Source organism: Gammaproteobacteria bacterium, assembly GCA_034522055.1.
GTDB lineage: Bacteria > Pseudomonadota > Gammaproteobacteria > JAABTG01 > JAABTG01 > JAABTG01.
Window position 1 is genome coordinate 856,633 of the sequence record JAXHLS010000006.1, and the last position, 23,958, is coordinate 880,590.

The window sequence follows — 23,958 nt, forward strand, 5'->3', positions numbered from 1 at the left end:
GTAACCCGCCCCGAGACCCGCGGCGATCTGCAGTCGGAACAGCGACTTGGCCCCATCCTAACCATGACGATCCCGAGCCCCGCAATGACCGACAGGAAACAGAACTCTCCCCGCCTCATCAGGCGCGTCGACTACACCCCACCCGCTTTCCTCGTAGAACGCGTGGACCTGCGCTTCGAACTGGACCCCGACGAGACCCGGGTCTCCAATGTCCTGCGCATGGCCCGCAATCCCGCGGCGGAGTCCCGGGACGGCCCCCTGACGCTGGACGGCCAGGATCTGACCCTGGACGGCCTGGTGCTGGACGGCGAGGAACTGGGGGCCGGGGATTTCGACGTCGTGGACGACACCCTCACCATCCAGCGGGTCCCCGATCGCTTCTCCCTGGAGGTGAGCAACCGCATCTCACCCCGTGCCAACACCGCCCTCGAAGGGCTCTACCTGTCCAACGACATGCTGTGCACCCAGTGCGAGGCCGAGGGCTTCCGCCGCATCACCTATTACCCCGATCGCCCCGATGTCATGGCGGTGTTCACCACCACCCTGGTGGCCGACCCGGCCCGCTTTCCCGTGCTGCTGTCCAACGGCAACCGCGACGAGGCGGGCACCCTGGACGACGGCCGCCACTGGGTGCGCTGGCACGACCCCCATCCCAAACCCAGCTACCTGTTCGCCCTGGTGGCAGGCGATCTGCGGGCGGTGACGGATCGTTTCGTCACCCGCGGCGGCCGCGACGTCAAGATCAGCTTCTACGTGGAGCCCGGCGAGGAGGATAAATGCGGCCATGCCGTCCAGTCCCTCAAGGAGGCCATGGCCTGGGACGAGACCCGGTTCGGCCTGGAGTGCGACCTGGACGACTACATGGTGGTGGCCGTCAGCCACTTCAACATGGGCGCCATGGAGAACAAGGGTCTCAACATATTCAATTCCAAGTACGTCCTCGCCCGTCCCGACACCGCCACGGACGACGATTACCTGAACATCCAGGCCGTCATCGGCCACGAGTATTTTCACAACTGGACCGGCAACCGGGTCACCTGCCGCGACTGGTTCCAGCTCTCCCTGAAAGAGGGGCTGACGGTATTCCGCGACCAGGAGTTCACCTCCGACCTCAACTCCAGGGGAGTCAAGCGTATCCAGGACGTGCGCTACCTGCGCACCGCCCAGTTCGCCGAAGACGCCGGACCCATGGCCCACCCCGTGCGTCCCGACAGCTACATGGAGATCAACAACTTCTACACCCTGACGGTGTACGAGAAGGGGGCGGAGGTGATTCGCATGCTGCATACCCTGCTGGGGGAGGCGGGTTTCCAGCGCGGCATGGCCACCTATTTCGAGCGCCACGACGGCCAGGCCGTCACCTGCGACGATTTCGTCGCCGCCATGGAGGACGCCAACGGCGTGGACCTCCGGCAGTTCCGCCTGTGGTACGGCCAGGCGGGCACCCCCGTGGTGGAGGCGGAAGACGACTTCGACGCCGGCGCCGGGGTCTACACCCTGCGCTTGCGCCAGTCCTGCCCCCCCACTCCGGACCAGCCCGAGAAGGCCCCTCAGCACATCCCGATGGCCCTGGGCCTGTTGGACCCGCGGGGTCATGACCTGCCCCTGGTGCTGGAGGACGAGGATCCCGCGGCGGCCCCGACCGAACGCGTCCTGGAACTGCGGCAAGAGTCCGCCACATTTCGCTTCACCGGGCTTCGCGAGCGCCCGATACCCTCCCTGCTGCGGGGCTTCTCCGCCCCCGTGAAGCTCGAGGCCCGGCAGGATGACGCGGAACTGGCCTTTCTCATGGCCCATGACAGCGACCCCTTCAACCGCTGGGACGCCGGCTACCGCCTGGCCACCAATGGCCTGCTGGCGGCCATCGCCGCCCATACCCAGGGCATCGAATCGCCACCGCCCGACGCCCTCATGAACGCCATGGAGCGGGTGCTGGAACGGGCCCTGGAGGATCCGGCCTTCACCGGCGAGGTGATCGCCCTGCCCACCGAGGGTTATCTCTCTGAACAGGTGGAGGAACTGGACGTGGACGCGGTCCACGGGGCCCGGGGTCGGATCAAGGCCACCCTGGCGGAGGCCCTCGAGGCGCCCATGCTGGACCTCTACGAGGCCCTCGCCGCCCGGTCTTCGCCGAGCCGCGACCCCGAGGCCGTGGGCCGGCGGCGGCTGAAGAACACCCTCCTGGACTACCTCACTGCCCTGCCCGGCGGGACGCACCACGACAGGGCCCTTGCACAATATCAGGGCGCGCGGGACATGACGGACGCCATGGGTGCCCTCAATGCCCTGAATCACACCGCATCGCCCCAGCGGGAGGCGGCCATGGATGATTTCCTCGCGCGCTGGCGCGGCGATCCACTGGTGCTGGACAAGTGGTTCGGGCTCCAGGCCTCATCCACCGTGGGCGACAGCCTCGCCCGGGTCACCGCGCTGCTGGAACACCCCGACTTCGACCGCCGCAACCCCAACCGGGTGCGTGCCCTCATCGGCGTCTTCTGCCATGGCAACGCCGTGGGTTTCCACCGCGCCGACGGCGCCGGATACCGCTTCCTGGCGGAGCAGATCCGGCAGTTGGATCCACGCAACCCCCAACTCACGGCCCGTCTGACCACGGTATTCCGGCGCTGGCGTCACCACGAGCCGCGGCGCCGCGCCCTCATGGAAGCCACCCTGAGGGAACTCGCCGAGACCCCCGCCCTGTCCCCCGATCTCTACGAGGTGATCTCGAGGAGTCTCGCGTGAAAAGCCGATGTAAAACTAGAAGTTTCCATTCTAAGGTACTAAATTTACTAAGCGAGTAAATATTGAGAAGTCACATGAAGTCGTGACAATTCCCAGGCCCGGGGCAACCCGGATCCGGACGTGACATCGATGGCCCGTTTTTTGCATACCGAGACTACAATCCTAACCACGCCGGATGGACCATCAGGATCTCGCCCATGGGGGAACACAGCATGCCAGCCAGCCACCCGGTCGCGGCCAGAACCTGGCGCGGCCGGTTTCTTTTGCCCGTCATCGCCGCCGCGCCATTGCTCCTCGGCGGCTGTGCCGGCCTCATTCAGTTGGCGTCCCATCCCGTGATGACCGGCATGGGCCTGGTGTCCGTGGCGGTCTCCGGCAAGGGCCTCGCCGACCACGCCCTGGACATGGTGACCCGCCGCGATTGCCGGCTCCTCGAGGGGCTCGTCAAGGAGGAACGGGCGCTATGCGAGGAACCCGGGTCCCTTGCCACCCTCGATGATTTCCGCGGTCTCGGCTGGTTCGCGCGTGACGGAGGCGGCCGCGATATCGCCCTGGCTTTGGATACCCGCCTCGACGGTAGCAATGGACCACCCTCGTTTACCACCAGCGGGCGCGAGGCTCCCGACGCCGGGATACGGCTCGCCCTCAGCATGACGCCGATCCGCGGAACGGAAATCCGCCCCGCCCAGCGCCCGGCCGGCGCGCCCGCGCCCGAAGACGTGGCATTACTACAGTAGTCATGCCTCACCCGACGCTGGTTCTGGATTTTTCGGCCACCACAGCCTGAGAGTTTGAGGGTCCCGGGGAGAGCATATTCGTCGCTTCGCCCTTCCTGTGGCGAGGGCGGATCATAGGCTTCGAGACGGTATGGCTCGGGGCGTGGTGGACCTGACATATGCGCGGGTCGGTGTGGCGGTGCGCTATGTGCGGGACATCCGCGATCGCTACCAGGCCTGCGCCCGCCTCACGGATCCCCGCGCGCCGCTGCCCATCAGGCAGCAGAGGATCCTGGCGAAACGCTTCATGCCTGGGAGACCCTAAAGCCTGCTTGCAGGGTATGGCGACGGCGGGGCTTGGGATGACCGGCCATGGCCTCATGCCGGGGATCGGAAGGCAAATGGGGCAGACCCATTGTTGCGCAAAAGCGACGCAACTTACATGGATTATAGCGAAAATATAACAACAATTCTTTTTAACATCCTGTTTTTTTGAGCTATTTTCTTGATCTTCCCGGGGTCCATGGTTTAAGTTAGAAGACGAGGATTAGGGGTATTCACGCATATCCGGCATTGCATGGGCCCTCGTGGAGAGCCGTTGGTGGCACTCTGAACGCCCACCCGGCACCCATCGTCCGAGGCGATGGTGGGAAACCGGGGCGCCGGGCGGCGGCTTCTCGGGGCTTATTTCCGAGATACCGCGACCCTTGATGTCCAAGTATCAATCAAGAAGAGTCCCGTTGCGCCGGCTCTCCGGTTCAGGCGCGAAAAGGACCGATAAAACCAAGCGGGGAATTTATGCGAAAAATCGATCTCGATGCCGCCGAACGTGAATGGCGTTCCCGCCGGATGTTCGGTCGAGAAGAGAGAAAGACCGCCGGTTGGGGAACCTTCGTGTTGGCCCTGGCAGCGGTCGTTACCATCACCTTCGTGGCCATGGAACTCGGCAACCTTGACGTCTGGGCCCTGGTGACGCGCTAGCCCAGCGGGCTCACTATTGTCCAGGTTCACGACCGCCCCTCCTTTTCCACGGAGGCCAGGCGGTGAGCGGCCCGTGTGGTCTCCGGCAAGCGAAAGCGTGTAGTGCATGACATCACCAGAGCCACTGCGGTCTCCAGGGAAACGCGATGACCGATGGAGACGTAGACAGGCTTGACGCCCTGACGGGTGCGTAGCACCGCGCCGATGACCTGGCCATCGTCCTCGAGGGAACACCACCCGCCACGTTCCTGCGGCACCGGCCCGTGGCTGCCCACCAAGCGCTTCTTGGCCACGCCCACGGCTGGAAGATCCGTGAGGACCCCCAAGTGAGCGGCAAGGCCGAAACGGCGCGGATGGGCGATACCCTGGCCGTCGCAGAGCAGCACCTGGGGTGGCGTGGTGAGACCGTCCAGGGCCGCGAGGATGGCGGGGATCTCCCGGAACGACAACAGGCCGGGGACATAGGGAAAGGCGGTCGGACGCCGCACCAACGACCGCTCCACCACTTCCAAGGTGTCGCTATCCAGCACCACCACGGCCGCCCGGGTCACGGCGCCCGCCTCCTCGAACCCCACGTCCACCCCGGCCAGGCGCTCGGTGCCGGCAAGCCGGTCACGGGTCACCACACGCTCCCGCAGCCGCTCCTGAATGGCCCGTGCCTCGCGGGGGCCGACTCCCCAGGGGTGATGAAGATCATCGGACTCGGGCATGGCTCAGCCTCATCGAAGCCCCCCCCCCAGGCAGGGGGGTGCATAGCAACGCCGTCTCTCGCCAAGGCCAAGCAGGCTGTCGGGCTGAAGCCCGACCTACAGCCCGACCTACAGATACATCGCCACCGCCCGTTCCGGCGGCACGGATGTAGGTCGGGATTCATCCCGACATTAAAGCCCGCCGCGCACGCCACAGGCCGGGCCGGAATCACCACCGTCGGGTGTCGGGCTGAAGCCCGACCTACAGCCCGACCTATAGCCCAACTTACAATCTGTTTGAGAACCGAGTCATTGTCGAACTGTTCCCTTGGCGTTCCTGGCGTCTTGGCGAGAGGAAATTCTTCTCCCTACACCCACGAATTCTGCTGACGAGCCAGAATCCTTTTCTCCGTGTCTTGGTATCTCTGTGAGAGGGGCTCTGTTTCTGCCTTTTTGTCTCTCACGGAGGCACGGAGTCGCCGGGAGCATCGCTTGCAAGCCCCTCAATAGGCCCGCATCTGGCCCACCAGGACCCCCTGGACGCGCACACTGGCGGCCGGGTACTCCATGGAACTCATGGCGGAGTTGGCCGGATGCAGCACCACCCGGTCACCCCGGTGCTCCAAGCGCTTCAGGGTGGCCTCGCCGTCGTCGATGAGGGCCACTACGATGTCGCCGTTGCGGGCCTGGTCCCGGCGCTCGATGACCACCCAGTCGCCGTCCAGGATCCCCTCGTCCACCATGGAATCACCCCTTACCTGCAGGACATAGGTCTCGCCCCGGCCCCGCAGGAACTGTGGCACCTCCATGGGCTCGGGATTGGGGATGGCCTCGATGGGACGGCCGGCGGCGATATAGCCCAGGAACGGCACCTCGTCTTCGTCAAGAAGGCCCTCACAGGCCCCTTCGTTGACCCGCACCCCCCGCTGCTTGCGGTCCATCGGTTCCACCAGACCCGCTACCACCAGGGCCTGGATATGCTTGTGCAGCGAACCCCGGGAACTCAGATGCAATGCCGTGCACAGCTCATCGAGGGTGGGGGGATGGGCAAACTGGCAGCGGTGACGACACAGGAATTCATGGATCGCCTGTTGCTTGCGGGTAAGGGGCTCCGGCATGGTGGGCCTCCACGGTATGGGGATGCCTGTAGTCTAGGAAACAAATAGAGAACATACAAGACGAATTCGGACCCACGACCCCCACCGCCGCGGACCCCTTCACGGCGCCAGGATCACCTCCGGCAGCCGTCCATCCAGGAACCAGCGCCGGGCATCGGCGTCATACCACCAGCGCTGGCTATCCTCCACCGCGGTGATGCGGCCCGTCTGATTCGACATGTACTCCAGGCGGGCCTCGACCTGGACGTGGGTCTCGTCCACCGGCGCCTGACTCAGGACCTTGTAGGCCGTGACCCGGATATCGTCGCGAAAGGCCTCGGCTCCCGCCAGCGGCGTGCCGTCCGGCGCCCGCCGGTAGCTGTTGGCGGTGTTGATGTGGCCCCAGCGCATGGCCGACGCATACTGGAACAACGCATCGTTGAGCAACAGCGCCCGATCCTTCGACTTCATGGAGGTGCAGCCACCCAGCAACACGGCACCCAACGCCATCACCATACATCTGCGGGCGAGCCGGCTATTCATCCGTCACGCAGCCTTCGGAGGCGTTCTTCACCACCTTGATGTACTTGAACAGGGTGCCGCGCTCGGCCTTGTAGGGTGGCATGCGCCACGCCTCGCGCCGCCGCGCCATCTCCTCGTCATCTACATCCACGGCCAACAGCCGGCTCTCGGCGTCGATGGTGATCACGTCGCCGTCCCGCACCAGGGCGAGGGGCCCACCCTCCTGGGCCTCGGGCACGATATGGCCGATGATGAAGCCGTGAGACCCCCCCGAGAACCGGCCGTCCGTGAGCAGGGCCACGCTGTCCCCCAGCCCGGCCCCCATGATGGCGGAGGTGGGCGTGAGCATCTCCGGCATCCCCGGGCCGCCCTTCGGGCCCTCATAGCGGATCACCACCACGTCCCCTCTGCCGATGCCGCCCGCCTCCAGGGCCGCCAGCATGTCTTCCTCGGAGTCGAAGACCCGGGCCGGGCCGGTGAAACGTAGTCCCTCCTTGCCGGTGATCTTGGCCACCGAGCCGCCGGGGGCGAGATTGCCTTTGAGGATCTGGATATGCCCCGTGGCCTTGATGGGGGCGTCCATGTCGTGAATAACATCCTGCCCCGCCTGCAGGCCGGGCAGGCCCTCCAGGTTCTCGGCCACCGTCCGGCCCGTCACCGTGAGGCAGTCCCCCGTGAGCAGCCCCTGTTCCAGCAGGTATTTCATTACCGCCGGGGTGCCGCCGACGTTGTGCAGATCCTCCATGACGTAACGGCCACTGGGTTTCAGATCCGCGAGAAAGGGCACCCGGTCGCTGATGGCCTGGACGTCGTCGATGGTGAAGGGCACTCCCACCGAGCGGGCCATGGCAATGAGGTGGAGCACCGCGTTGGTGGAGCCTCCCAGGGCCACCACCATCACCATGGCATTCTCGAAGGCGGCCCGGGTCATGATGTCCCGGGGTCTGATGTCCCGCTCCAGCAGATGGCGCACAGCCGCCCCCGCCTGCCGGCACTCCTCGAGCTTGCCGGGGTCCACCGCAGGGGTGGAAGAGCTGTAGGGCAGGGACATGCCCATGGCCTCGATGGCCGAGGCCATGGTGTTGGCGGTATACATGCCGCCGCAGGCCCCGGCCCCGGGGCAGGCGTGACGAACGATGTCCCGGCGCTCCTCCTCGTCGATGACATGGGCCAGGTACTGGCCGTAGCTCTGGAAGGCGGAGACGATGTCAATGGACTCGTGACCGTGGTCGGTATAGCCGGGCTTGATGGTGCCGCCATAGACCATGAGGGACGGCCGGTTGACCCGCCCCATGGCCATCAGCACCCCCGGCATGTTCTTGTCACAGCCGGGCAGAGAGATGTTGGCATCATACCACTGGGCCCGCATGACCGTCTCCACCGAATCGGCGATGAGGTCCCGCGACTGCAGGGAATAGCTCATGCCATCGGTGCCCATGGAGATGCCGTCCGACACGCCGATGGTATTGAAACGCATGCCCACCAGGCCCGCCTCCTCCACCCCCGCCTTCACCTGGGTGGCGAGATCCATGAGGTGCATGTTGCAGGTGTTACCGTCGTACCACACACTGGAGATCCCCACCTGCGCCTTGGCCATATCCTTGTCCGTGAGGCCGGTGCCGTAGAGCATGGCCTGGGAGGCGCCCTGGGCCTTGGGCTCGGTGATGCGGGCACTGACCCGGTTCAGCTTGTCGGTCATCCGGTTCTCCGTGGGTGGTTGCATGAGGGAAACCCGGTGATTGTACGCGGCCCGCCGCCCCCGCCAAAGCCCGGGCTGCAGGTCGTGGTTTCGAACGCGAACGAGGGGGGCAGAGATGCGGGAAACGGTGACGCGGGGCTCCGCGAACAGCGAGTACTGGTTCCACGAGGGTTGCCACATCCTGGAGTTCTCCAACCGACCGGAGGATCCGGCGGTCTCCATCACCCGCGCCCGCGTGGCACCCGGCGGGACCACCCGCTGGCATCGCCTCCACGGCATCACCGAACGCTACCTGGTACTGGAGGGCGCGGGCCTGGTGGAGGTGGGTGAGGGGCTGAGGGAGGCCGTGGGCCCCGGGGACACGGTCCATATCCCGCCCCTGGTACGCCAGCGCATCACCAACACCGGTGATACCGATCTGGTGTTCCTGGCCATCTGCACGCCCCGTTTCGAGGAGACCGCCTACGAGGCCTTGTGAATCGCTGGCCGGCTGCCGGGAGCAACCGACCTGCGGGCAGGTCGCCGCCGCAAGCCACTTGCGGTCGGCCGCGCCCTGTCCGCAGAATGCGGCAATGAACACCCTTCTTCCCCCCTTCAGGGAGCTGCTGGAACGGCTCATCGCCCTGCCCTCGGTGAGCAGTGCCGACGGGCGCCTGGACATGTCCAACCGGCGGGTGATCCACTTGCTGGCGGGGTGGCTGGGGGACCTGGGCTTCCGGGTGGAGGAGAAAGCCCTGGCGGGAGACAAGGCGAACTTGGTGGCGGTACTGGGCGGCGGCCCCGGTGGGCTGGTGCTGGCGGGTCATACGGACACCGTGCCCTGGGACGATGCCCTGTGGACCAGCGACCCCTTTCGTCTGGCCGAACGCAATGGGCGTTTCTATGGCCTCGGCACCAGCGACATGAAGGCCTTCTTCGCGGTGGCGCTGGAGGCGCTGCGGGATGTGCGGGAGCAGGACCTCACCCACCCCGTCATCGTGCTGGCCACTGCCGACGAGGAGACCTCCATGGCGGGGGCCAAGGCCCTGACCGGCTATCCGCTGCTTCATAACCGCGCGGCGGTGATCGGAGAGCCTACGGCCTTGAAACCGGTGCGCATGCACAAGGGCATGATGATGGAGGCCATCCGGGTCGTCGGCCGCTCCGGCCACTCCAGCGACCCAGCCCTGGGCAACAATGCCCTGGAGGGCATGCAGCGGGTGATGGGAGCCCTGCTGCGGTGGCGTGGCGAACTCCAGGCCGCCCATCGTGAGCCCCTGTTCAAGGTGCCCCACCCCACATTGAACCTCGGGCACATCCATGGCGGTGACAACCCCAACCGCATCTGCGGCCAGTGCGAACTGCACATCGACCTGCGTCCCACCCCCGGCCTGGGGGTGGACGCGCTGCGCCGGGAGATGCAGCAGCGGGTAGCGGACGCGCTGGCGGGCAGCGGCCTGGAGCTGGTCTTCGAGCCCCTGTTCGATGGCATCCCCGCCTTTGCCACCGACGGCGCCGCGGCTATCGTCAAGGCCGCCGAGGAATTCAGCAGGGCCCCCGCCGAGGCGGCGGCCTTCGCCACCGAGGCGCCCTACCTGAGCGCCCTCGGCACCCCTACCGTGGTCCTCGGACCCGGCGACATCCGTCAGGCCCACCAGCCCGACGAGTACCTGGCGATGGAGAACGTCACCCCCATGGTGGACATCCTGCGCGGTCTCGTACGCTGCTTCTGCATGACCTGACCACCCCCTCATGACACGATGATATGCTTCGTTCAGCGTGACTAGTCGACCATGACGAACAACGGTACGGGACCCTCATGACGGATCAGTTCACAGCGTGGTTCAGGGGCGCATCCCCCTACATCAATGCCCACCGCGGCCGCATCATCGTCCTCCACGTCGGTGGCGAGTTGGTGGAGCACGCGGGCTTCCCCCATCTCATTCACGACATCTCCCTGCTCAACAGTCTCGGCATCCGCCTGGTGCTGGTGCACGGCATCCGCCCCCAGGTGGAGCGGCGCACCACCGAACTCGGTATCGCGACGCGGCTGCACAAGGGCCTGCGGGTCACCGGCGACGCGGAGCTGGCGGTGGTCAAGGAGGCGGCAGGCGCCGTGCGGGTGGAGATCGAGGCCCTGCTCTCGATGGGGCTGGCCAACTCGCCGATGGCGGGGGCGCGCATCCGCGTCACCTCGGGCAACTTCATCGTGGCCCGCCCTCTGGGCGTCATCGAGGGGGTGGACTTTCGCCATACCGGCGAGATCCGCCGGGTGGATGTGGGGGGTATCCAGGACCAGCTGAACCAGGGGGCCGTGGTGGTGGTCTCGCCCATCGGCTACTCGCCCACGGGTGAGGCCTTCAACCTGTCCGGCGAGGCCGTGGCCACCGCCCTCTCCCTGTGCCTGGGGGCTGCCAAGCTGATGCTCCTGGGTAGCGGCGAGGCCCTGACGGACGGCATCGGCCGGCCCCTGCGGCAACTCAGCCTGGAGCAGGCGCGGGCCCTGCTGGACGCCGACATCCCCGGCCTCGGGCCCACGGAGCGCCACCACCTGGAAAACGCCATCCATGCCGGCGAATTCGGTGTGGAACGGGTGCATCTGCTGGATGGCAGGACCGACGGCGCACTGTTGAAGGAGCTGTTCACCCGCGACGGTGTGGGCACCCTGGTGAGCGCGGACCGTTACGAATCCCTGCGCCCGGCCACCATCGAGGACATCGGCGGACTGCTGGAGCTGCTGGAACCCCTGGAACAGGACGGCACCCTGGTGCGGCGCCCGCGGGAGAAGCTGGAACAGGAGATCGACCACTTCGTGGTCATGGAGCGGGACGGCACCATCATCGGCTGTGCCGCCCGTTATCCCAGCGACAGCGTGGAGGCCCAGGAGCTGGCCTGCCTGGTAGTCCATCCGGACTACCGCCGCGGCGGCCTGGGGGAGACCCTGCTGGATCGGGTGGAGTCCGACGCCGCGGCGGCGGGGGCCGGCCGCATGTTCGTGCTCACCACCCGCACCGCCCACTGGTTTAGGGAACGGGGCTACGAGAGCGGCGAGGTGGACGACCTGCCGCTGGCCCGCCGTCAGGGCTATAACCAGCAGCGGAATTCGAAGGTGCTGATCAAAGCGCTGGGTTAGGCCCCGCCGCCGGCGGTAGGACAGGGCACCGTGGTTCCAACAAGCGCCGGTGGGATCAGTGAATAGGGAATGGTGAATAGTGAATAGTGAATAGTGAATAGTTAAGAGCAAAACCGGCTCGGTTGGTCAGTGCGCTTCTAACTGGGCGCTTTTACCATTCACTATTCACTATTCACCATTCACTCATTTTTCCTATTCCCTGATCACTATTCACTTTCTTTTCCACCCATCTCCCCCTCAATCGCCGCCAGGGCCGCCATGGGATCCCGGGCGGCCGTTATCGGCCGGCCGATCACCAGGTAGGAACTGCCGGCGGCCATGGCCTCGGACGGCGTCATGACCCGGTGCTGATCGTCATGGGCGGTAGCGGCCGGACGGATCCCGGGGGTTACGAGTTGGAAATCCCGGCCCCGCTCCCGGCGCAGCTCGGCGAGTTCCCGGGGTGAGCACACCACACCGTCGAGGCCCGCCGCCTCGGCCAGCGCCGCCAGCCGCAGCACCATATCGCCGGGCGAATCCATCATGCCCAGATCCACCAGATCCTCGGTGCCCAGGCTGGTGAGTACCGTGACCGCCACGAGCGTGGGACCCCGATCCCCCACGGCCTCGCGGGCGGCCTCCATCATGCGCCGCCCGCCCTGGGCGTGAACATTCAGCATCCACACCCCGAGGTCCATGGCGGCGCGACAGGCGCTGGCCACGGTGTTCGGTATATCGTGGAACTTGAGGTCCAGAAACACCTCGAAGCCGCGCTCCAGCAGGGTGGTCACCGCCGCCGGGCCACTGCGGGTGAACAGCTGCTTGCCCACCTTGAGGCGGCAGCGTGCCGGATCGATGCGGTCCACCAACCCGAGGGCCTCATCGAGGCCGTCATAATCCAGCGCCACGATGATGCGCGTCTCACTCACCTTCCACCCCCTGGATGGGCTTGACGGCGCCCCAGGCCTTGCAGCTCGGACACTGCCAATGCAGGGTCTTGCCGCTGAATCCACAATGATGACATTTATACACGGGCCTGTCCTCCAGGAGATTGCCGGTGAGGTCCTTGAGTATGGACAGATACTCCTCGGCCTGACCGTCCACATGCTGGCGTGCCAGCGCGATGAGATGGTCGAGGCCGCGCACCGAGGGGCGGCGGCGCATCTGCTCCGTAAGAAAGTCGATGGCGGCTACATCGCCCTCCTCCCGTGCCTTGAGATTCGCCAGGGTCAGGGTCGCCGTTATGCCGCCATAGCGCTCCAGGACGTATTCCAAATAGGCGCTCATCTCCGCCGGCTGATCCAGGGCCTTGAAGCATTCGTTCATGGGCCCGATGACCTCGGGGAGATAATCGGCGCATTGGCGTTCCACCCGTTTGTAGGCCCGTAAGGCGGCCTTCGGATCTCCCTTCTCGCAGTAGATGCGGCCCTCTACCAGGCTCGCACGCACACACTGGCTGCTGATGTCTACGGCCCGGCCGATGCATTCGAGGGCATCATCCAGGGCACCGCGACGTGCCGCCTCCTCGGCCTTCTCGCAAAAATAGTGGGCAATAACGTGATTGTAGGAACGTCCGGTGGCCAACTCCAGCTCGCGGGTGGATTCCACGGCGCGGTCCCAGTCCTTTTCCTGCTGGTAGATCTCCGTCAGACGCTGGAGGGCGCGTTCCCGCACGGGGAATTCCTGGATGAGTTCCCGGAACAGTGCCTCCGCCCGATCGAGGAGTCCGGCGCGCATGTAGTCATCGCCGAGTTCCAGCAGGGCCTCACCGCGCTCCTGCGGTGACAGGCCGTCGCGGGCCACCACATTCTGATGAATACGAATGGCGCGGTCCACTTCCCCCCGGCGGCGGAACAGACTGCCGAGTGCCATATGGGTCTCGACGGTGTCCGAATCCACCTCCAGCATCTCAACGAAGACCTCTATGGCCTTGTCCGGCTGCTCGTTGAGAAGAAGATTCAGCCCTCGGAAATATTCCGCCCGCGAGAGGTTGCCATCATCCTCATCCGCGAGCCTGTTGCGGGCGCTACGACTGGCAGCGAGCCATCCAGAGGCGGCCGCTACCGGCAGTAACAACCATACCAACTCATAGAACATCGGCATTCACCCCACGGGTCGCCATGTTCATTTCCTCACCCCATCCCTGTACTCCGGGCATCCTACCCCTCGCCCTGCGGGCCGCGCCAAGGCGCGTTCAAATCCGTTCCCGACGGATTTGTCCCAGAGGGAGAGGGGGAGTTCGTGCTTCGCGACTTTCACGTTAACGTGAGTCCCTGACGGCATCCTCGCCATTTCAATAAGGGACCGCCGCCTCCGGGCTGGGGCTCAGTCCTCGTCGGCCGATGTCCCGGCGACGCGTTCACTGTCCACGCGCTCCCGCAGCTGCTTGCCCGGCTTGAAGTGGGGCACGTACTTCCCAGGCAGGGATACCGGCTCGCCGGTCTTGGGGTTGCGACCCACGCGGGCCGGCCGGTGGTGCAGGGAAAAGCTCCCGAAGCCCCTGATCTCGATGCGTTTCCCGGTGGCGAGTGTGAGCGCCATCTGCTCGAGAATACTCTTAACGGCCAGTTCCACGTCCTTATAAGCAAGCTGGGACTGCCGTTGGGCAATCCGCTCGATGAGTTCAGACTTGGTGACCGTTCCCTTCTTTTCAGAGGACGACATGGTGACAGTTCACCCCCCAACCGTCAGCATCGTAATTGAATGTACCCTGGCACGACGAACCATCGACGTCTCCTGCCAGAGCACCCCATCAAGGCCTGAACGACGCGGGTCGTCCATCGACGCACGGCTAAAACCCGCGGCCTGCCACCGCCCCGGGGGGCGGCATCTATCCATATATCCCCGCCGGGGAGACACCAACCCGCGAAGGGCTTCTCCCAACGGCCCATGAAAGGGCCGCCGCATCGACCATCCGAAGGGTCGAGATGCGAGACCCCGGCCGGCTGCAACGGACTGGATGTCGACGATTCGAGCCGTTGAAGACCTGTGGCAACCGTTCCCTAGTTATTCTCGTTATCCAGTTGCTCCTTCAGCAGATCACCCAGCGTGGTGCCGCCCGATGTAGAGGTGGCACTGTAATCCTGCAGCACCGCCGCCTCCTCGTCGGACTCCTTCGCCTTGATAGAGAGAGAGATCACGCGCTTCTTGCGGTCCACGCCGACGAACTTGGCCTCCATCTCGTCCCCGACGTTGATCACTGTGCGGGCGTCGTCGACACGGTCCCGGGCGATCTCCGATGCCCGCAGGTAACCTTCCACGCCATCCTCGGTGAGTTCCAGCACGGCGCCCTTGGCATCCACCTCGACCACCTTGCCCTGCACCAGGCTGCCCTTGGAATACTCGGCGAGGAAGCGCGAAAAAGGATCGTCCGCCAGTTGCTTCAGGCCCAGGGAGATGCGCTCACGCTCGGCATCCACCGCCAGTACGACGGCCTCGATTTCCTCACCCTTGGAGAATTCCCGCAGGGCTTCTTCGCCGGCGGCGCTCCAGGAGATATCGGATAGATGAATGAGACCATCGATACCGCCGTCCAAGCCGATGAAGACGCCGAAATCGGTGATGGACTTGATGGCACCAACCACCTTGTCACCCTTGTTGTGGGTGGCGGCGAACTCCTCCCACGGATTGGGTACGCACTGCTTGATGCCCAGGGAGATGCGGCGGCGGTCCTCGTCGATGTCGAGCACCATGACCTCCACCTCATCCCCCACCTGGACCACCTTGCTGGGATGCACGTTCTTGTTGGTCCAATCCATCTCGGACACGTGAACGAGGCCTTCGACGCCCTCCTCGATCTCCACGAAGCAACCGTAATCGGTGAGGTTGGAGACCTTGCCGAATAGTCGGGTACTCACCGGATAGCGGCGGCTGATGTCCACCCACGGGTCCTCGCCCAACTGTTTGAGGCCGAGGGAGACACGGTTGCGTTCGCGATCGAAGCGCAGCACCTTGACCTCGATCTCGTCGCCCACGTTCACCACTTCGCTGGGATGCTTGACGCGCTTCCAGGCCATGTCCGTGATGTGCAGCAGGCCGTCGATGCCGCCGAGATCCACGAAGGCCCCATAATCCGTGAGGTTCTTGACCACGCCCTTGAGGACGACGCCTTCCTGGAGTGACTCCAGCAGGGCCTCCCGTTCGGCGCTGGTCTCCGCCTCCACCACCGCACGCCGGGACACCACCACGTTGTTGCGCCGCTGATCGAGCTTGATGACGGCGAATTCGAGGGGCTTGCCTTCCAGGTAGGTGGTATCGCGCACGGGGCGCACATCCACCAGGGAGCCGGGGAGAAAGGCGCGGATGTCGTTCAGATCCACGGTGAAGCCGCCCTTGACCTTGCCGTTGATGATGCCGGTCACGTGGCGCTTCTCTTCGTAGGCCTTTTCCAGTTCCGTCCACACCTGGGCGCGCTTCGCCTTCTCGCGGGAGAGGATGGTCTCGCCATACCCGTCCTCGAAGGCGTCCAGTGCCACATCCACTTCGTCACCGACATTGACCTCGATATCGCCGCTCTCGCCCCTGAACTGGGACGAGGGGATCATGCCTTCGGACTTCAATCCGGCATTGACCACCACGAAATCGGGCCTGACCTCCAGTACGGTGCCCTTGACAATGGAGCCGGGACGCATGTTCAGTGCGGCCTGGCTCTCCTCAAACATTTCAGCAAAGCTTTCGCCCATCATTCGGTTACCTTGCCCCGGCCGTCGCCGGGACCCCAAAAATAAAAAGCACGCCCTACGATCACGCTGCGCGCCATCATGTGTATGTATGGTCCCCACCGACCCTGCGGTGTCGGACCCCCAAGTTGTCCGGGGAAAGGCCCCTGGCTTCCTCTCCCCGATCCCGCCCTGGGGCGGGCCCTGCTCTATGTCGCATCGTCCGTGACGCCTTTCGCCGCCATCAGGGATACCACCTTTTCCAGTACCTCGCCGATGCTCATGCGGGTGGAATCCAGCCGGTAGGCATCGGCGGCCGGTACCAGTGGGGAGGCGGCCCGATTGCGATCGCGCTCGTCCCTGGCTTCGATTTCTGCCACGAGGGCCGGAAGGCTAGCACCAATTCCTTTTTCCCTCAACTGCTTATGACGCCTTTGGGCCCTTTCTTCCGGCGCGGCATCGAGAAAGATCTTCAACGTGGCATCGGGGAAGACCGTGGTACCCATATCCCGGCCGTCCGCCACCAGTCCCGGGGGGCGGCGAAAACTCCGTTGCATGTCCAACAAGGCCGCCCGGACCTCGGGCAGGGCGGCCACCCGGGACGCCGCCGCGGCGCAGTCTTCCGTCCGGAGGTCCATCGAGACGTCCTCACCGTCCAGCAGGGTCACCACCTCCGCGCGTCGCGGATGAAGCCGGAAATCCACATCCATCGAGCCCACCAGGGCGGCCACGGCGGCCTCGTCCGCGAGATCCGTGTCGGCACGCAGCGCGGCCAGGGCCGCCAGCCGGTAGAGGGCGCCGGAATCCAGCAGGTGCCAGCCCAGGCGCTCCATGATCAGCCGGCTGATGGTGCCCTTGCCGGAACCGCTGGGGCCGTCGATGGTAAGCACCGGTGCCGGGTTGGTGTCCTGTGCCATGAGCTAGGTTACCTCCGCGATGGCCAGTCCCGCCCTCGCGGCGAGGCCGACGAAGCCAGGAAAGGATGTCGCCACGTTGGCGACGTCATGAACGGTGATGGCCTCCCGCGCCCGCAATGCGGCCATGGCGAAGGCCATGGCGATACGATGATCGCCGTGGCTCTCCACCACGCCCCCGCCAGGCTCGCCACCCTCGATGACCATGCCGTCCGCCGTCGCCTCGGCGGTGATGCCCAGCACCGCCAGGCCGTCGGCCATCACCTGGATGCGGTCGCTCTCCTTGACCCGCAACTCCGCGGCCCCGGTGAGCACCGTGGTGCCCCGGGCACAGGCGGCGGCGATGAACAACGCGGGAAACTCGTCGATGGCCAGGGGTACCTGATCGGCGGGGATGACGATACCGTGGAGGGGGCGGTATCTGACGCGCACCGCACCCACCGGCTCGCCACCCACCAGTCGCGGCTCACCGGTCTCGATATCCGCCCCCATGGCGCGCAGGATATTGATGACGCCGGTGCGGGTGGGATTCAGGCCCACATGCTCGAGGGTCACGTCCGAACCGGGGGCAATGGCCGCCCCCACCAGGAAGAAGGCGGCGGAGGAGATGTCACCGGGCACCTCCACCGGGCAGGCCCGCAGCCGGCCGCCGCCCCGCAGGCAACGGCGACCGCCCTCCTGACGCACCGCGTAGCCGAAACCCACCAGCATACGCTCGGTGTGGTCCCGGGTGGGCGCAGGCTCGGTCACACAGGTCTCACCCTCGGCCCACAGACCGGCCAGCAGCAGCGCGGACTTCACCTGGGCCGAGGCCACGGGCATGTCGTAGTAAATGCCGGTGAGGGTTCCGGCGGGATGGATGCGCAGGGGCGCGGTGCCCTCGGGCGATGCCTCGATACGGCCCCCCATGGCGGCGAGCGGATCCATGACGCGCCTCATGGGGCGGCCCGACAGGGAGACGTCTCCGGTGAGGGTCGCCTCCACCCCCGCGCCGGCCAGGAGTCCCGCCAACAGGCGCATGGAGGTGCCGGAATTGCCGACATACAGGGGCCCGTCGGGCGACTCGAGACCGTCCACGCCGACCCCGTTCACTACCACCCGCCCCTCCTCCGGTCCCGCGATATGCACCCCCATGCGCCGGAAGGCCGCCAGGGTGGCCAGGCTGTCCTCGCCCTCGAGGAAACCGCTGATGCGGGTCACGCCGTCGGCCAGCGCCCCCAGCATGATGGCCCGATGGGATATGGATTTATCCCCCGGCACTCGCAGGCATCCTGTCAGGGCGCCGCCGGGATCGATGCGAAACGATGGGCGGGGTGAGGTCATGGGGTGCGTGGATGATCCATGGCGGGATACAACGACCGGTCACTCGGGCCTGTTCGGGATGCCGCTTACATAATGGTCACGGGCCTTCTTGGCGCGCTGGAATATGGCGAGCAGCCGTTCACCGTCACCCCGGCGGATCACCTCGGCCAGGGCCACCATCTCCGAGGAAAAACGCTCCAGCATGGTCACCAGGGCATCCTGGTTGGCGATGCAGATATCCCGCCACATCTCGGGATTGCTGGAGGCAATGCGGGTGAAGTCCCGGAAGCCCCCCGCGGCGTAACGAAACACCTCGTTGTTGTCCTTCATGGCGGCCAGCATGTCCACCAGACCGAAGGCCAGCATGTGGGGCAGGTGACTGGTGGCCGCCAGCACCTCGTCGTGGTGGGCCACGGACATATAAGACACCTCGGCACCGCACAATCGCCACATGGCCTCCGTTCGCGCGGTGGCCGCGGGATCCGTGTCTCGGCCGGGGGTGAGAATGACACGGCGATCCCGATACAGGGTGGCGAAGGAGGCCTCCACGCCGCTGTGTTCCGTGCCGGCGATGGGATGCCCTGGTACGAAGCCGGCAGGTGGGGTGCCGAAGGCCGCCGCGCAATCGGCCACCACACTGGCCTTGGCACTGCCGGCGTCGGTGATCACCGCATCATCGGCGAGGCGCCCCCGGATGGCCTCGAAGGTGCCCCGCATCGCCCCCAGGGGCACGGCCAGGAACACCATGTCGGCTCCCGTCACCGCGGCGCCTGCATTCAGGGTGCCTCGATCGATGACCCCCAACTCCATGGCCTTGTCCAGATTCGTCTGAGAGCGGGCGCAACCCACCACCTCTTCCACGCCATGGGCGGCACGCAAGGCCCGGGCCAGGGAGCCGCCGATGAGTCCGACGCCGATCACCGCAAGACGCCTGATCATTCCGTGCCGCCCCCGTAGAGCACCTTCTCGAGGCCCTTGAGAAAACGCCGGTTCTCCCGCTCCCGTCCCACCGTCACCCGCAGGTGGCGGGGCAGACCATAGCCCGCCACCGGCCGCACGATGATGCCTTCCTTCAGCAACGCCGCGTAGACACCGGCGGCCGGCCGGCCCACGTCGATGGTGACGAAGTTGGCCACCGACGGGATATACTCCAACCCGAACTGCTCGATACCGAGGATGAGCTGACGCAGTCCGTGGTCGTTGATCTCCACGGAGCGGCGGATGTGCTCCTCATCGCGCAACGCGGCCTCGGCGGCCGCCAGCGCTAGGCTGTTGATATTGAAGGGCTGGCGTACCCGGTTCAGCAACTCCGCCACATCCGGTTGGGATACCCCGTAGCCCATGCGCACGCCGGCCAGACCATGGGCCTTGGAGAACGTGCGGGTGACCACCAGGTTGGGAAAGTCCGCCAGCCACGTGGTGCAATCCGGATAGTCCGGCAGCCCCACGTACTCGAAGTAGGCCTCGTCCACCACCACCAGCACCTGGGCCGGCAGTGCTGCGATGAAGGACCGCAGACGCTTGGCATTGAGCCAGGTGCCCGTGGGATTGTTGGGATTGGCGATGAATACCATCCGGGTACGGTCCGTCACCGCCGCCGCCATGGCATCGAGGTCGTGGCCATGATTCCTCGCCTTCGCCACTACCGCCGTAGCCCCCACCGCCTGGGTGACGATGGGGTAGACGATGAAGGCATGTTCGGAGAACACCACCTCGTCCTCCGGGGTCACGAAGGTGCGCGCCAGCAGTTCGAGCACGTCATTGGAGCCGTTGCCCAGAGTGAGTTGGGATGGGGCGACGGCCAGCCGCTCCGCCAGCACGGCCTTGAGGTGATAGCCCCCGCCATCGGGATAGCGGCCGAGGCCTGCCACCGCGCCGATGATGGCATCCCGGGCCCCGGCACAGGGGCCCAGAGGATTCTCGTTGGATGCCAGCTTGACCGCGCCGCTGATGCCGAGTTCGCGTTCCAGTTCCTCCACCGGCTTGCCGGGCTCGTAGGGGGTCAGGCCCGCCACCCCGGGCGCCGTCCGCTGAGTCCAGGCCGACAGTTTACTGTCCCCGCGCCGCATCACATCACCGCTCGCGGATAGGAGCCCAGCACCTTCAAGAAGCTGGCCTGGCCACCGATCTCATCGAGGGCCGCATGCAGGTTGGCGTCGTGCTGGTGACCCATGAGGTCGATGAAGAACACGTAGTCCCAGATGGCGCGCCGGGACGGCCTCGATTCGATACGGGTCATGCTGACGTTCTGCCGGGAAAGGGGTTGCAGCAGGGTGGCGAGGGCACCCGCACGGTTCACAGTGGATAGAATCACGGTGGTCTTGTCGTTACCGGTGGGGGATACCTCGCGGTTGCCCACCACCAGAAAGCGGGTGGTGTTATTGGGCTCGTCCTCGATATTGGCTGCCACCGCCCGCAGGCCGTAGATTTCTCCCGCCACCTCACCCGCCACCGCCGCCGCACCCGGCTCGGCCGCGGCCCGACGCGCGGCGTCGGCGTTGCTGCCGACGCCCATGCGCACTACGTTGGGCAGATTGTCGTCCAGCCAGCGCCGGCACTGGGCCAGGGACTGCTGGTGGGAATAGATAACGGAGATATCCTCCTGGCGGCCATCCATGGACCACAGATAATGATGGATCCGCACGCTCACCTCGCCGCAGATCTTGAGGGGCGAACTGAGAAAGGAATCCAGGGTATGGGTGACCACGCCCTCGGTAGAGTTCTCCACCGGCACCACGCCATAGTGAGCCTCTTCCGCCTCCACTTCCCGGAACACCTGGTCGATAGTATCGAGGGCCACGGTCGACACGGAATGACCGAAGTGCTTCAGGGCGGCCGCCTGGGTGAAGGTGCCGGCGGGCCCGAGGTAGGCAATCCGCAGGGGACGCTGGAAGGCCAGACAGGCGGACATGATCTCTCTGAACAGGCGGGCCATCTCCTCATCGGGCAGGGGACCCTCGTTGCGCTCGATGACCTTCTGCAGTACCGCCGCCTCCCTCTCCGGGCGATAAAAGTCGGCGATCTCACCATTTGCGAACTTGGCCCCGGCGATGGCCTTGGCGAGGCGGGCGCGCTTGTTCAACAGGTCCTGGATAGCCTGGTCCACGCCATCGATCTCGGCGCGCAACCCCGCCAACGTGGACTCCGCGTCACCTTTGCTGTCGCTCATGTCGTCGTGTCACTTGCCAAGGGTGGCGGAACCCGATGTTCGCGGTCGGTGCGGCTTGGGGTCACAGCGCCCGCACACCCAGTACCCCTTCGATACCCGCGATCTCCTGGATCACGGCGTCGGTGATGGGTTGTTCCACATCGGCGATGGTATAGGCGATCTCGCCCTTGGACTTATTCACCATGTCGATGATGTTGAGTCCCGCCTGCGCCAGATCGGTAGAGATCTGGCCCAGCATGTTCGGTACGTTGGCATTGACCACCGTCAGACGGTGCCCTCCGTTGCGGGGCATCTCCACCGCAGGAAAATTCACCGAATTGACAATGGTGCCCTGCTCCAGGTAATCCCGCACTTGGTCCACCACCATGACCGCGCAGTTTTCCTCCGCCTCGATCGTGGAGGCGCCGATATGGGGCAGGGTGATGACCCTTTGGTGCTGCTTCAGCAGGTTCGAAGGGAAGTCGCAGACGTAGGCCCGTACCTTGCCGGCGTCGATAGCGGCACATACTGCCTCGTCGTCCACGATGCCGTCGCGGGCGAAGTTCAGGATCACTACGCCGTCCCGCATGTAGCGCAGGCGCTCGGCATTGATCATGTGGCGGGTGGCATCCACCAGCGGAACGTGGAAGGTGACGAAGTCGGCCCGTGCCAGCAAGTCGTCGGCGCTGGTGGCCTTCTGCACGTCGGCCGAGAGCTGCCAGGCGCGGCCTACGGTAATTTGCGGATCGAAGCCCACCACGTTCATGCCCAGGGCCTTGGCGGCGTTGGCCACCTGCACACCGATGGCGCCGAGGCCAATGACCCCCAGCGTCTTGCCGGGGAGTTCCGTACCCACGAAGTTCTTCTTGCCGCTCTCAACCTGAGTGTTGATCCCGGCGTCGTCACCCGTCAGGGTGCGGGCGAAGTCCCAGGCCTTGCAGATGTTGCGTGCCCCCAGCAGCATCCCCGCCAACACCAGTTCCTTGACGGCGTTGGCGTTGGCCCCGGGGGCGTTGAACACGGGGATCCCGGCGGCGCTCATGCGCTCCACCGGGATGTTGTTGACACCCGCCCCGGCCCGGCCCACGGCCTTCAGGCTCTTGGGGATCACCATGTCGTGCATCTTGTGGGAGCGCAGGAGGATGGCATCGGGAGCGCTGAACTCTGAGGCGATCTCGTAGTGGTCCCGCGGCAGACGTTCCAGGCCGGCCAGGGAGATGTTATTGAGGGTAAGGATTCTGTACATGGGGAAACCTGTTTCTCCTGTTGGCGGAACAGCGATGGCATCAGCCGTTGATGCGCTGGAATTCATGCATGAGATCGATGAGCGCGTCCACGCCCGCCTCCGGCATCGCATTGTAGATACTGGCGCGCATGCCGCCCACCGAACGGTGGCCCTTCAGGGTATGCAGGCCGGCCGCGGCCGCCTCTTCGAGGAAGCGCTTGTCCAGGCTATCATCGGCCAGGGTAAAGGGCACATTCATCCACGAACGGGCCGCCACCTCGACGGGGTTGCTGTAGAAGCCGCTGGCGTCGATGAAGTCGTACAGTTTCGCCGCCTTGCGGCCGTTGATGTCCGCCATGGCCGCGAGCCCACCGAGGTCCTTGAGCCACTTGAACACCAGCCCCGCCAGGTACCAGGCGTAGGTGGGAGGGGTGTTGTACATGGAATCGGCTTCGGCATGAACGGCGTAATTGAACATGGCGGGCACCGCATCGCCGGCCCCCCCCATCAGATCCTTGCGCACGATGACCAGGGTGAGCCCGGCCGGACCGATATTCTTCTGGGCACCGGCGTAGATGACGCCGTACCGGGACACGTCCACGGGGCGCGACAGGATGGTGGAGGACATATCCGCCACCAGGGGTACGTCCCCGGTGTCCGGGATCCACTGGAACTCCACCCCGCCGATGGTCTCGTTGGGGGTGTAGTGCACATAGGCGGCGTCCGCCGAACGCTGCCATTCCGCCTGCGGGGGCACCCGAGTGAAGCCGCCCTCGGCGGTGTCCGCGGCCACGTTGACCTCACAGAAGCGCCGGGCCTCGGCGATGGCCTTCTTGGACCACTGGCCGGTATTGACGTAATCGGCGGTCCCGCGACCCCGTAGCAGGTTCAGGGGCACCATGGCGAACTGGCTGGTGGCGCCGCCCTGCAGGAACAGCACGGCGTAGTCATCCGGTATCGCCATCAGTTCCCGGAGGTCCGCCTCCGCCTCCTCGGCGATGGAGATGAATTCTTTGCCGCGATGGGACATCTCCATCACCGACATACCGGTGCCCCGCCAGTCCAGCATCTCCTCACGGGCCTGCTGCAGAACGGGTTCCGGAAGCATCGCCGGACCGGCGCTGAAATTGAAGACTCTAGCCATGATTATCCTTTGGTTTGGGTTTTGATGGAT

22 protein-coding genes are annotated in these 23,958 nt (G+C 65.5%); 7 read left to right on the top strand and 15 right to left on the bottom strand.

Translation table 11 applies throughout. The features are described 5' to 3' along the window. Positions 1–84: 84 nt before the first annotated feature. The 4 genes from pepN to U5S82_22760 all read left to right on the top strand — a co-directional run bounded on the left by pepN (position 85) and on the right by U5S82_22760 (position 4,439). A complete protein-coding gene (gene pepN, locus U5S82_22745; protein ID MDZ7754383.1) occupies positions 85–2,742 on the top strand; it encodes an aminopeptidase N in 2,658 nt (885 codons plus the stop codon). Between the two features lie 197 nt (positions 2,743–2,939). Further along, entirely contained in the window at positions 2,940–3,479 is a 540-nt protein-coding gene (locus U5S82_22750) for a hypothetical protein (protein ID MDZ7754384.1), read from the top strand. 142 nt (positions 3,480–3,621) lie between these two features. Continuing rightward, positions 3,622–3,783 (top strand): hypothetical protein, encoded by a 162-nt coding sequence (locus tag U5S82_22755; protein MDZ7754385.1) that lies wholly within the window; start codon positions 3,622–3,624, stop codon positions 3,781–3,783. 473 nt (positions 3,784–4,256) lie between these two features. Then, positions 4,257–4,439 carry a hypothetical protein gene (locus U5S82_22760; GenBank protein ID MDZ7754386.1) on the top strand — a complete coding sequence of 61 codons (183 nt, stop codon included), beginning with the start codon at positions 4,257–4,259 and terminating at the stop codon, positions 4,437–4,439. A 26-nt stretch (positions 4,440–4,465) separates the two neighbouring features. Here U5S82_22760 and nfi read toward each other — a convergent pair whose 3' ends face one another. The 4 genes from nfi to ilvD form a co-directional block, all read right to left on the bottom strand. Next, the gene (gene nfi / locus U5S82_22765) at positions 4,466–5,149 is read right to left on the bottom strand and encodes a deoxyribonuclease V (protein MDZ7754387.1); all 684 of its coding nucleotides are present in this window, start codon (positions 5,147–5,149) and stop codon (positions 4,466–4,468) included. A 482-nt stretch (positions 5,150–5,631) separates the two neighbouring features. Continuing rightward, positions 5,632–6,246 (bottom strand): transcriptional repressor LexA, encoded by a 615-nt coding sequence (lexA, locus tag U5S82_22770; GenBank protein MDZ7754388.1) that lies wholly within the window; start codon positions 6,244–6,246, stop codon positions 5,632–5,634. A 99-nt stretch (positions 6,247–6,345) separates the two neighbouring features. Continuing rightward, positions 6,346–6,768: a hypothetical protein gene (locus U5S82_22775; GenBank protein ID MDZ7754389.1), complete on the bottom strand. Its 423-nt coding sequence runs from the start codon at positions 6,766–6,768 to the stop codon at positions 6,346–6,348. Continuing rightward, a complete protein-coding gene (gene ilvD / locus U5S82_22780; protein MDZ7754390.1) occupies positions 6,761–8,446 on the bottom strand; it encodes a dihydroxy-acid dehydratase in 1,686 nt (561 codons plus the stop codon). Before ilvD ends, U5S82_22775 begins: the two co-directional genes overlap by 8 nt. A 115-nt stretch (positions 8,447–8,561) precedes the next feature. Between ilvD and U5S82_22785 the strand changes: the two genes are divergently transcribed. From U5S82_22785 to argA, 3 genes are all read left to right on the top strand, one after another. Continuing rightward, complete coding sequence (locus tag U5S82_22785) at positions 8,562–8,924, top strand: cupin domain-containing protein (protein MDZ7754391.1); 363 nt, start codon at positions 8,562–8,564, stop codon at positions 8,922–8,924. A 94-nt stretch (positions 8,925–9,018) separates the two neighbouring features. Further along, entirely contained in the window at positions 9,019–10,167 is a 1,149-nt protein-coding gene (gene argE, locus U5S82_22790; protein MDZ7754392.1) for an acetylornithine deacetylase, read from the top strand. 77 nt (positions 10,168–10,244) lie between these two features. Then, positions 10,245–11,558, top strand: a complete 1,314-nt coding sequence (gene argA, locus U5S82_22795) for an amino-acid N-acetyltransferase (GenBank protein MDZ7754393.1) — start codon at positions 10,245–10,247, stop codon at positions 11,556–11,558. A gap of 206 nt (positions 11,559–11,764) precedes the next feature. Here the strand turns inward: argA and pyrF are convergent, their stop codons facing one another. The 11 genes from pyrF to serC all read right to left on the bottom strand — a co-directional run bounded on the left by pyrF (position 11,765) and on the right by serC (position 23,928). Then, on the bottom strand, positions 11,765–12,466 hold the full coding sequence (pyrF, locus tag U5S82_22800; protein ID MDZ7754394.1) for an orotidine-5'-phosphate decarboxylase: 702 nt from the start codon (positions 12,464–12,466) through the stop codon (positions 11,765–11,767). Next, positions 12,459–13,640, bottom strand: coding sequence for a lipopolysaccharide assembly protein LapB (lapB, locus tag U5S82_22805; protein MDZ7754395.1), 1,182 nt, complete (start codon positions 13,638–13,640; stop codon positions 12,459–12,461). Before lapB ends, pyrF begins: the two co-directional genes overlap by 8 nt. Positions 13,641–13,862: 222 nt before the next feature. Continuing rightward, positions 13,863–14,201: an integration host factor subunit beta gene (locus tag U5S82_22810; GenBank protein ID MDZ7754396.1), complete on the bottom strand. Its 339-nt coding sequence runs from the start codon at positions 14,199–14,201 to the stop codon at positions 13,863–13,865. 338 nt (positions 14,202–14,539) lie between these two features. Beyond that, on the bottom strand, positions 14,540–16,219 hold the full coding sequence (rpsA, locus tag U5S82_22815; GenBank protein ID MDZ7754397.1) for a 30S ribosomal protein S1: 1,680 nt from the start codon (positions 16,217–16,219) through the stop codon (positions 14,540–14,542). A 185-nt stretch (positions 16,220–16,404) separates the two neighbouring features. After that, the gene (cmk, locus tag U5S82_22820) at positions 16,405–17,112 is read right to left on the bottom strand and encodes a (d)CMP kinase (protein MDZ7754398.1); all 708 of its coding nucleotides are present in this window, start codon (positions 17,110–17,112) and stop codon (positions 16,405–16,407) included. Between the two features lie 3 nt (positions 17,113–17,115). Further along, entirely contained in the window at positions 17,116–18,432 is a 1,317-nt protein-coding gene (aroA, locus tag U5S82_22825; GenBank protein MDZ7754399.1) for a 3-phosphoshikimate 1-carboxyvinyltransferase, read from the bottom strand. 39 nt (positions 18,433–18,471) lie between these two features. Further along, positions 18,472–19,350: a prephenate dehydrogenase/arogenate dehydrogenase family protein gene (locus U5S82_22830; protein MDZ7754400.1), complete on the bottom strand. Its 879-nt coding sequence runs from the start codon at positions 19,348–19,350 to the stop codon at positions 18,472–18,474. Further along, a complete protein-coding gene (gene hisC / locus U5S82_22835) occupies positions 19,347–20,480 on the bottom strand; it encodes a histidinol-phosphate transaminase (GenBank protein ID MDZ7754401.1) in 1,134 nt (377 codons plus the stop codon). Before hisC ends, U5S82_22830 begins: the two co-directional genes overlap by 4 nt. Continuing rightward, the gene (pheA, locus tag U5S82_22840) at positions 20,480–21,580 is read right to left on the bottom strand and encodes a prephenate dehydratase (GenBank protein MDZ7754402.1); all 1,101 of its coding nucleotides are present in this window, start codon (positions 21,578–21,580) and stop codon (positions 20,480–20,482) included. Before pheA ends, hisC begins: the two co-directional genes overlap by 1 nt. 61 nt (positions 21,581–21,641) lie before the next feature. Then, a complete protein-coding gene (locus U5S82_22845) occupies positions 21,642–22,805 on the bottom strand; it encodes a phosphoglycerate dehydrogenase (protein MDZ7754403.1) in 1,164 nt (387 codons plus the stop codon). A 40-nt stretch (positions 22,806–22,845) separates the two neighbouring features. Then, positions 22,846–23,928, bottom strand: coding sequence for a 3-phosphoserine/phosphohydroxythreonine transaminase (gene serC, locus U5S82_22850; GenBank protein ID MDZ7754404.1), 1,083 nt, complete (start codon positions 23,926–23,928; stop codon positions 22,846–22,848). Positions 23,929–23,958: the final 30 nt, after the last annotated feature.